The sequence below is a fragment of the Psychromonas sp. SR45-3 genome (assembly GCF_014163575.1).
GTDB classification, from domain to species: domain Bacteria; phylum Pseudomonadota; class Gammaproteobacteria; order Enterobacterales; family Psychromonadaceae; genus Psychromonas; species Psychromonas arctica.
In genome coordinates this window covers 21,961-29,531 of record NZ_JACJDP010000047.1, presented here as the reverse complement: position 1 = coordinate 29,531, position 7,571 = coordinate 21,961, and the positions used below count along the sequence as shown (strand labels likewise).

The window sequence follows — 7,571 nt, the reverse complement described above, 5'->3', positions numbered from 1 at the left end:
CTTTTTTCATCGACAGCCATTAGTTTTTTCATTTTTTCATGGACAGCTATTAGCATTTTTTCATCATTTTCTCATGTTTAGCCATTAATTTTTATTCAAATTTTCGTTAAAAACTCTTTAATCATCAAATATAAAATAACGTAAATCAAAAAGTGCTCTAAATTATCTTTTATAGATGATGAGATAGGTGAAATAACTAAGCATAAAACAATTTTTCTAGTGTTTTAAACAAGCAGAAGTATTAGCTTTAGCTAATACTTTATAGAAATAAATGAAATGATGACTGACTAATAAATTAATGCATATTTCGATGTAATTCGTTTTTTCTGGCTATCCAACTCTTACCAGTATGCTCAGCAAATAATGCTAATTCTTCTAACGACCCTACAGCACCTTGGTAATCTTTACCAAAACTACTGGCAAGTGATAACCAACGTTCGCTATCAAGCCCTAATGCATTGAGTAGTTTAGGGTGTTGGCTAGGAATCGCCCCTTTTTTATCTTCTCGTAGGATACGCGCACTCCAATCAACTAATTTAATATAATCAAGTAAGGAAAATGGAATGCCCTGCTGACTACTTAGTGAAGATTGGCTTTCTTGCTCATCACCTACGAAACCGAATAACGGCTTTTTCTGAAAATTTAACCCTAGTAAAGAAGTTGTAAGCTTACCTTCATCTTTAAAAGCCACACCATGAATGCGCTCATAAGCTGAAGTATATTCTGAGGTTTCAACACTTTTAGTCATTTTGGCCCGAATAGGGTTTAGGTCCACATAGGCCATACAGGTTAATAACGCATCTTCATCCAATAATGCTTGTGATTTAAATCGCCCTTCCCAGAATCGCCCTTCCCAGAATCGACCTGTGCAATCATCTTCACTATTAGCTTTACGAGCAATAAACTCATTCAGACAACGCATAAACCATGAAATATCTGCTAAGCGATCACGCCAACGATTGATGATATTCAGCACAGTTTTCTTTTCTTCGGCAGATATTTTTTGCCCCTTTAGCCAACGGTCAATCAAGGTTGGCATTGAGTACAAGCCTCCCCATCGTTGGCAAACCTGCTCGTTACTAAGTAAATAATTCTCTTGTTCATCGATGTGCAAGACTAAGTGATAATGATTTGACATAATGGCATAGGCACAAATGTTAATACTAAAAATAGAAGCGAGTTGATGCATCCGCTCAACCATCCATTGGCGGCGATGTTCAAATGATTTACCAGTGTATTTATCTTCACCGCATAAATAAGCTCGGCGAACACAACGAGATATACAATGGTAATAAGGCGTATCTGCAAGTGATACTTGGGACTGTCGAGATTGCGTCATAAAAACCTACCTCCTAGCATGAAAAACTGCATGGTTAAAAGATAGTTTGGATCTGAATATTGGTCAAAGTTACTGGGTGTCCAGAACTAGAACTTTGGTCAAAGTTACTGGGTGTCCAGAACTAGAACTGCTGGGTGTCCAGAACTAGAACTTTGGTCAAAGTTACTGGGTGTCCAGAACTAGCTGTCCAGAACTAGAACTGTCCAGAACTAGAAGTCTCAAATCTGAAAATAGGTTTCAACAACCATAAAAAATGCCAATCAGTCATTAACTCATTGGCATTTTATCAATAGCGCTAAGTAGGAATACTATCAGCTCATAAAGGCCTAATAAATATTGAATTTTAGCAAAAAATCAATTCCTTAGCTAACACGTTCAAACAACAAATCCCACACGCCATGGCCTAAACGGTGTCCACGTGATTCAAATTTAGTTAGCGGACGCCAATCAGGACGAGGTGCGTAATCACCTTCTGAGCTAATGTTTTTAAAGTTGGTTGCTGCTTGTAATACTTCTAACATATGTTCTGCGTAGTTTTCCCAATCAGTTGCCATGTGGATAACACCACCAATGGCTAATTTAGGACGCATATTTTCAATAAATTCAGGTTGCACGATACGGCGCTTATGATGACGCGCTTTATGCCACGGATCAGGAAAATATAATTGAAACGTTGATAAGCTTTGGTCAGGGATCATAAACTCTAATACTTCAACGGCATCATGGTTCATCACACGTAAATTAGTCACGCCCGCTTCACCCGCATCGGCTAAACATGCACCAACACCAGGCCCATGTACTTCAATGCCTAAAAAATTTTTCTCTGGTGCATTTAAAGCCATTTCAATTAGTGACTTGCCCATACCAAAACCAATTTCTAATACCACTGGGTTATCGTTACCAAACAATTTGGTGAAGTCTAATTGTTTCTCTTGGTAATCAACACCCATTGTTGGCCATAAATCATCGATCGCTGTTTGCTGACGTTTGGTCATTCGCCCTTCGCGCTTTACAAAAGAGCGAATTTTACGAATATATTTTTCTTTAGTGCTTTCAATGTTGTTTTCTTCTGTTCCATTATTTGTCGCAGACTGGTCGTGCTCTGTCATTTTTTTACCTTAAATTGGTCAGCTATAACTGTAATTGGGCTAATCATATCACTTCCATTAAGTATGAGCTTAAACTTTAACCAAAGAACTTCAGCAAATACAAGCCTATATTTCCTGTAAGCAATTGTTCTGTTTATAAAATTTTTAATGCTGTCATGGTTTAGTCAAACCCATTAAATTGTTCAGCTATTTTATTGGAGTAAATATTTGCCGTGCATTATGCAATGTTATATTAATTGTGCAACTCTGCTAGACTGTTGCTCTTTTTTATTAGTGAAGAGTTTCTAGTGAGTGAGTTGCATTTTAGCCAAAGAATCAATGATTGGCACCAACAACATGGCCGTAAAACCTTACCATGGCAGTTAGACAAAAGTTTGTATAAGACATGGGTCAGTGAAGTGATGTTGCAACAGACTCAAGTGGCGACAGTGATCCCTTATTTTAATAAGTTCATGCGTTCATTTCCCTCTATTTTATATTTAGCAAACGCCCCTATTGATGAAGTATTACATCATTGGACAGGGTTAGGTTATTACGCACGCGCCCGTAACTTACATAAAGCAGCGCAAATCGTACGCGATCAATTTGATGGGAAATTTCCTGAAGAGTTTGATGATGTGATTGCATTACCAGGCATTGGCCGCTCAACAGCTGGCGCGGTATTATCTTTAACTTTAAACAAGCATTTCTCTATTTTAGATGGCAACGTAAAACGTGTTTTAACACGCCATCAAAAAATTGAAGGTTGGACTGGTGAAAAGAAAGTTGAAAACAGGCTGTGGGCACTTGCCGACGCGGTGACGCCAGCAAAAGACACCAATATATTTAATCAAGCAATGATGGATATGGGCGCGATGATTTGCACACGCAGCAAACCAAAATGCAATCAATGCCCTGTAGCCGATGATTGTTTAGCATTAGCAGATGATTGCATGACCGCTTATCCAACACCTAAAGCGAAGAAAAAAATCCCCGTTAAAACCGCGGTGATGCTGGTACTTAAAAATAAAGCAGGGCGAATCCAGTTAATACAAAGACCACCCGTTGGCATATGGGGTGGTTTATGGTGTTTTCCTGAATTCCCTGATAGTGAAACTGCTTTAGCGCATTTAATTGAATTAGGTATCGATAATTACCAAACAACGGAACTAGCTACTTTTCGCCATACTTTTAGTCATTACCATTTTGATATATCACCCATCTTGGTGGACTTTACCCAACAAGAATTAAATCAAGTAATGGAACAAAATGACCAGCTTTGGTATAACCTACAACAACCACAAAAAATTGGATTAGCCGCAGCCACAAAAAAGATTTTTTCTGCCGTTAATAAAATCACGCACAAGGAATAAATAATGTCTCGTACTGTATTTTGTACTTATTTAAAAAAAGAAGCACCGGGTTTAGACTTTCAATTAATTCCAGGTGAAGTTGGCAAACGTATTTTTGACAATATCAGTAAAGAAGCTTGGGCAGGATGGCAACAAAAGCAAACGATGTTGATTAACGAAAAGAAACTAAAAATGCTCAACCCAGACGACCGGGCGATTATCCAAGAAGCAATGATTGGTTATTTGTTTGAAGATAAAGATGTAGAGATTGAAGGTTTCACACCAGAGAACAAATAAGCCAATGTTGTTTGTGACTACATTTAGAGCATATAATGCTCAAAGTACGAACAAACGCATTAATTTATGAATAAATGCGTAAAAATAGGTTGACGCTAGACACTAAAATCTATTTAATACGCCTCGTTCCTGATTCATTAGCTCGGTCACATAGATTGAGATTATAATCATTAACAAGATACTTAGTTAACTCAGTTGAATAGATTAGACAGAGTTGAAAAGTTATAAAAGATACTTTGTTAGCTCAGTCGAATAGATTAGACAGAGTTGAAAAGTTATAAAAAATGCTTCGTTAGCTCAGTCGGTAGAGCAGAGGATTGAAAATCCTCGTGTCCTTGGTTCAATTCCGAGACGAAGCACCATTATTTAAAATATTATTGAAAAGATTTATTTCAATCAATAATAAGAGCGAAAGCTCAGAACGGTTTATGTGCCGACTTAGCTCAGTAGGTAGAGCAACTGACTTGTAATCAGTAGGTCACCAGTTCGACTCCGGTAGTCGGCACCATTTACAAATCATCGAAAGATGAAATCTATTAACTTAGTTAATAGATAAAAAGTTTTGCTTCGTTAGCTCAGTCGGTAGAGCAGAGGATTGAAAATCCTCGTGTCCTTGGTTCAATTCCGAGACGAAGCACCATCATTTAGGCCTCAAGCATGCATATGTTTGAGGCTTTTTTGTATCTGAACGGAAATGTCCTTGGTTTAGCTCTTTGTTTAAGTCCTCGAGACGAAGCACCATCATTCAAGCCGTTAAAGTGAAAACTTTAGCGGCTTTTTTGTACCTGCTCGGAAAGTCCTTGGTTTAGCTCTTTGTTTAAACCCTCGAGACGAAGCACCACCATTAAAGGATCGGCTTCAACATTATTTGCACTTTTGTTTTCAAAATAGCCAGTCATTTAAGGCTTTTTGGGAACACTTTAGCGCAAGTTATTTTGTAACGATTCCTAAGCCTCAAGCATGCATATGTTTGAGGCTTTTTTGTATCTGGCCGAAAAGTCCTTGGTTTAGCTCTTTGTTTAAACCCTCGAGACGAAGCACCACCATTAAAGGATCGGCTTCAACATTATTTGCGCTTTTGTTTTCAAAACAGCCAGTCATTTAAGGCTTTTTGGGAACACTTTAGCGCAAGTTATTTTGTAACGATTCCTAAGCCACAATTATTAATTTAATTAAGGCTTTTTTGTATCTGCTCGAAAATCGCCTTGGTTTAACTTTTTATTAAAACCCTCGAAACTAAGCACCATCATTAAAGGATCGGCTTCAACATTATTTGCGCTTATGTTTTCAAAATAGCCAGTCATTTAAGGCTTTTTGGGAACACTTTAGCGCAAGTTATTTTGTAACGATTCCTAAGCCACAATTATTAATTTAATTATGGATTTTTTGTATCTGGCCGAAAAGTCCTTGGTTTAGCTCTTTGTTTAAACCCTCGAGACGAAGCGCCATCATTAAAGGATCGGCTTCAACATTATTTGCGCTTTTGTTTTCAAAATAGCCAGTCATTTAAGGCTTTTGGGGAACACTTTAGCGCAAGTTATTTTGTAACGATTCCTAAGCCACAATTATTAATTTAATTGTGTTTTTTTGTATCTACTCGGAAGTGTCCTTGGTTAACTTTTAGTTTAAACCCAAAAAAGTAGTACTTTCATTCAAGTTATCAAAGAGAAAATTAGCCATTTTTTTGTATCAGCGATAAAAAATATAATGGGTTTCACCCCTCCCTTCGACTAAAACGAGCCAATCGATAATTAAAACAGTAGAAAGCATTAAGTTTTTGTTATTATTTACGCGATAAATATAACCATTAGCGGGAAAGCCATTGTCATCATTCTCTTATTTGCATCATTTGAAAGTATTCAGCTTAACGATTGGTTTACTAGTCATGGTGGCTTGTACGCCTCCAGAGGAGCGCTTTCCTGCTGATCCTGAAGATTATTGTAAAGAGGTTACTTTTCAACATAATACCTCTATTACAGAGCAACTTACCCCCTACTCGTCTTATATTAATAATAAAAAAACGGGTGTTTATGTATTAGAACAAGGCACAGAAGCGATGTTCACACGAGCTTGGTTAAGTGAACATGCTCAAAATACGATTGATGTGCAGTACTTTATTTTTTCTACTGACAATATTGGTTTGTTGGCCATCGATTATTTAGTACGCGCAGCTGATAGAGGCGTAAAAGTTCGCATTTTGGTCGATGATATTATGTTAGAGGCAAAAGGGGATGAATTATTAACCTTAAATGCTCATCCAAATATCAGTATTAAAATATATAACCCGCTGGCAAACGTTGGTAAAAATATCCTACAAAAGCTTACTAATCTGGTTACTGACTTCCATGGATTTAATCAACGTATGCATAATAAAACCTTTACAGTTGATAACTTAGTGTCAATAACAGGAGGTCGAAACGTCGCCGATGAATACTTTGGTTACGACCATCAATACAACTTTCGAGACAGAGATGCGTTGTTAGTGGGTGAAGCACCAAAGCAAATAGAGCAATCATTTGAGCAGTTTTGGAAACATAAGTTAAGTGTGCCAGTCTCGGAATTATTAAGCGATGATAACAGCAATATAAAACCTAACTTTGAAAAGTTACATCAATATGCCTGTAACCCTAAAAATTTTTTACCGGAAGTCCGAGCACAAATAAAAGCCATGCCTGCTGCATTCAAACAGGCTGTTGAGTCAGGAGATGTGTATTGGTTAGATAATGTGGAATACGTTTCCGATGCACCAGGTAAAAATGATGCAGAGACATTCCTTGGCGGAAGCGGCATTGCAACAAATCGCTTAATCCAGTTAGTTGAACAAGCAAACACCTCAATTACCATACAAACACCGTACTTAATTAGCACTGATTTGAGCCAAGAGATCTTTAAGTCATTAGTCGCTAAAGGAGTGAAAATAAAAATATTAACCAATAGCCTTGCCTCAAACGACAACTTAGATGCTTTTAGTGGATACCAAAGAAGTCGAGAAGCATTATTACAAACAGGTATTCAAATTTTTGAATTTAAGCCTGATGCAAAAATCAGGCAAAAAGTCATGTCGCAAGAAATGCTAAGGCAATTAGATCAGCAACCTATTTTTGGCTTACATGCTAAATCAATGGTTATTGATGATCGTTTAACAGTGATTGGCACTTTTAATTTAGATCCTCGTAGTGCCAATTTAAACACAGAAAGTATTGTTGTCATTCCTTCACATAGCGTTGCTGAAAAAGTAAAAGCCACGATGTTAGTGGAAATGCAGCCAGAAAATGCATGGCAAACAACCTTAGATTGGAATCCCGATCAAGAGGTTGATTTAAGTAAGCGCCTAAAAGTTAAAACACGCATGATTGTGCCGAAAAGTATTTTGTAGCATGGAAAGCCATCACATGAGAATAAATAACCTCACTGTTGCTTATCCTAGCGCTTATCGAGTAACGGTCACTACTGCCCCCGTATTCCTATTGCCTGGATTATTTCTCTCACATTATG

5 protein-coding genes and 3 tRNA genes are annotated in these 7,571 nt (G+C 37.4%); 6 read left to right on the top strand and 2 right to left on the bottom strand.

Going from position 1 to position 7,571, the window contains the following annotated elements; genetic code table 11:
• Positions 1–295: 295 nt before the first annotated feature.
• The gene (locus tag H5084_RS17350) at positions 296–1,339 is read right to left on the bottom strand and encodes a transposase (protein ID WP_182691862.1); all 1,044 of its coding nucleotides are present in this window, start codon (positions 1,337–1,339) and stop codon (positions 296–298) included.
• A 362-nt stretch (positions 1,340–1,701) separates the two neighbouring features.
• Positions 1,702–2,448, bottom strand: a complete 747-nt coding sequence (trmB, locus tag H5084_RS17345; RefSeq protein ID WP_084296359.1) for a tRNA (guanosine(46)-N7)-methyltransferase TrmB — start codon at positions 2,446–2,448, stop codon at positions 1,702–1,704.
• Positions 2,449–2,735: 287 nt separating this feature from the next.
• Here trmB and mutY point away from each other — a divergent pair, with 287 nt between their 5' ends.
• From mutY to H5084_RS17315, 6 genes are all read left to right on the top strand, one after another.
• Positions 2,736–3,800 (top strand): A/G-specific adenine glycosylase, encoded by a 1,065-nt coding sequence (gene mutY / locus H5084_RS17340; protein ID WP_182691860.1) that lies wholly within the window; start codon positions 2,736–2,738, stop codon positions 3,798–3,800.
• A 3-nt stretch (positions 3,801–3,803) separates the two neighbouring features.
• Complete coding sequence (locus H5084_RS17335; RefSeq protein WP_028870440.1) at positions 3,804–4,076, top strand: oxidative damage protection protein; 273 nt, start codon at positions 3,804–3,806, stop codon at positions 4,074–4,076.
• 286 nt (positions 4,077–4,362) lie between these two features.
• Positions 4,363–4,438, top strand: a tRNA-Phe gene (locus H5084_RS17330).
• A 70-nt stretch (positions 4,439–4,508) separates the two neighbouring features.
• Positions 4,509–4,584 (top strand) — tRNA-Thr (locus H5084_RS17325).
• Between the two features lie 56 nt (positions 4,585–4,640).
• A tRNA-Phe gene (locus H5084_RS17320) sits at positions 4,641–4,716 on the top strand.
• 1,182 nt (positions 4,717–5,898) lie between these two features.
• Entirely contained in the window at positions 5,899–7,452 is a 1,554-nt protein-coding gene (locus H5084_RS17315; protein ID WP_259396894.1) for a phospholipase D family protein, read from the top strand.
• The last annotated feature ends 119 nt before the right edge of the window (positions 7,453–7,571 follow it).